This window comes from Megasphaera vaginalis (ex Srinivasan et al. 2021) (assembly GCF_000478965.1).
Taxonomy (GTDB): Bacteria; Bacillota; Negativicutes; order Veillonellales; family Megasphaeraceae; genus Megasphaera; species Megasphaera vaginalis.
Genome location: NZ_AWXA01000056.1, coordinates 1 through 2,471, shown reverse-complemented (window position 1 = coordinate 2,471; position 2,471 = coordinate 1). Strand labels below are relative to the sequence as shown.

The 2,471-nt window shown below is 54.9% G+C and carries 2 protein-coding genes; both read left to right on the top strand.

Annotated features, from left to right (window positions below; genetic code table 11):
• On the top strand, positions 1-1,322 hold a 1,322-nt coding region (locus tag HMPREF1250_RS09910), incomplete at its 5' end, for an AAA family ATPase (RefSeq protein ID WP_023054537.1).
• 13 nt (positions 1,323-1,335) lie between these two features.
• Positions 1,336-2,391: an ATP-binding protein gene (locus HMPREF1250_RS09905; protein ID WP_023054538.1), complete on the top strand. Its 1,056-nt coding sequence runs from the start codon at positions 1,336-1,338 to the stop codon at positions 2,389-2,391.
• The last annotated feature ends 80 nt before the right edge of the window (positions 2,392-2,471 follow it).

The window sequence follows — 2,471 nt, the reverse complement described above, 5'->3', positions numbered from 1 at the left end:
TCAGACAGTTAGAAATTGAAAATGTGAAGCGCGTCAAGGCCGTTACGCTGACGCCGACGGAAAATGGTTTGACCGTCATCGGCGGCCGGAATGGCCAGGGCAAGACTTCTGTATTGGATGCCATTGCCTGGGCACTGGGCGGCAACAAGCTCAAGCCGTCCGAATCGCAGCGCATTGGCAGTGCCGCTCCGCCGTCTATCCACATCGAACTCAGCAACGGTCTGGTGGTGGAACGCAAGGGGAAATCGTCGGCCCTTCATGTCATCGACCCGTCGGGACAGAAAGCCGGCCAGCAGCTCTTAGACAGCTTCATCGAAAAGCTGGCCCTGAACCTGCCGAAATTCATGGATGCCCGGAACGATGAAAAGGCCGAAACGCTCTTACAGATTATCGGAGTCGGGGACCAGCTGGCCGTTTTAGACCGTCAGGAAAAGTCGCTGTACAATCAGCGCCTGGAAGTCGGCCGAATTGCTGACCGCAAGAAGAAACACGCAGAAGAACTGGCCTGGTATCCCGATGCGCCGGCAGAACCGGTCAGTGCGTCTGACCTTATCAAGCGGCAGCAGGCCATCCTGGCCAAGAATGCCGATAACCAGCGCAAGCGGGATATGCTGGAAAGTTTAAAAGATCAGCAGACCTGCATCGACGTAGAACTGGATGAGATTGATGAAAAGATGGATGAACTGGCAGCCAAGAAGAAGGCGCTCATCAATGAACGAACCGCCGTCACGGCTGACATCAACAGCGCTGAAACGGCTTCAGCGAACTGGCAGGATGAAAGCACGGCCGAACTGGAACAGGATATCGCCAACATTGACGCCATCAATACCAAGGTCCGGGCCAATGCCGAAAAGAACCGGGTCCAGGCCGAAGCCGATGAGCTGGCCGGCCAGTACGGCGACCTGACCCAGCAGATTGAATCCGTGAAAGAACAGCGGATGAAACTGTTGGATTCGGCAGACATGCCCCTGCCAGGGCTGTCGGTCCAGGATGGAGAGCTGACGTATAACGGTCAGAAGTGGGACTGCATGAGCGGCGCAGAACAACTGCAGGTGGCTACGGCCATCGTCCGCAAACTCAACCCGGACTGCGGCTTTGTCCTTATGGATAAGCTGGAACAGATGGACTCTGAAACCTTGGCCGCCTTCGGCAAATGGCTGGAAGGGGAAGGGCTGCAGGTCATCGCTACCCGCGTCGGAACGGATGACACCTGCAGCATCATCATTGAAGACGGATACGTCAAGGCGGAACATCCCCAGGTAGGAACGAAAGAAGAAGAGCCGAAAACGGCTGCCCCGAAATGGACACCCGGCACGTTTTAGAAAGGAGTACATCATGAAGATCATCTCAGGGAAAATCATAAAGCCCCAGAAAGTCGTCATCTACGGGCCGGAAGGTATCGGCAAATCAACGTTTGCTGCGCAGTTCCCCAAGCCCCTGTTTATCGATACGGAAGGCAGCACGTCGCACCTCGAGGTAGACCGCCTTCCCAGGCCGACGTCCTGGCAGATGCTCAAGCAGTATATCAAGGACCTCAAGGGGGATACGATGGGCTACCACACCCTGGTCATCGATACGGCGGACTGGGCTGAACGGCTCTGTGAAGAAGCTATCTGCCAGTCCAATGGGAAGGTAGGCATTGAAGACTTTGGGTATGGCAAGGGCTACACCTACGTCAAGGAAGAATTCGGCCGGCTCTTAGACAGCCTGTCGGATCTAATCGACGCCGGCATGAATGTCGTCCTGACGGCTCATAGTATCATTCGAAAGTTCGAGCTCCCCGAAGAAACGGGGGCATACGACCGGTATGAGCTGAAATTGGGACAAAAAGCCGGCAATCAATGTGCCGCCCTGGCCAAAGAATGGGCGGACATGGTTCTCTTCGTGAATTACAAGGAAATCGTCATCACGACGAAGGACAACAAGAAGAAAGTCAGCGGCGGCAAGCGGGTCATGTATACGGCACACAACCCGTGCTGGGATGCTAAAAACCGGCATGGCCTGGCCGAAGAACTGCCCTTTGACTACCAGGAAATCGCGCACTGCATCCCGGTCATGAACCAAGTGACGCCGCAGCCAACGCCTGCTGAACCGGAACCCGCTCCAAAAGCACCGGATCCGCCAAAAGAATCGCCGCAGCCACCTGTCCAGGCAGAAGCCGAACAGGCCGACGTCCAGGCGAACGAAGATATTCCCCAGGCCCTGGCGGACCTCATGGCAGCCAACAATGTTACGGCCCAGGACATTCAGCAGGCCGTGGCTCATAAGGGATATTTTCCGGCAGACATGCCGATTGCAGACTACCCGGAAGATTTCGTTATGGGATGCCTTGTAGCGGCTTTTCCGCAGATGTTGCAGGTCATCAATCAGTTAAAGAAAGTTCCGTTTTAATAGGAGGTAATAACAATGACAGAAGAACGCGCATTTAGTTGGGACGAAGAAATTGAAGCAGTGGAAAACGAGTTTGTCAA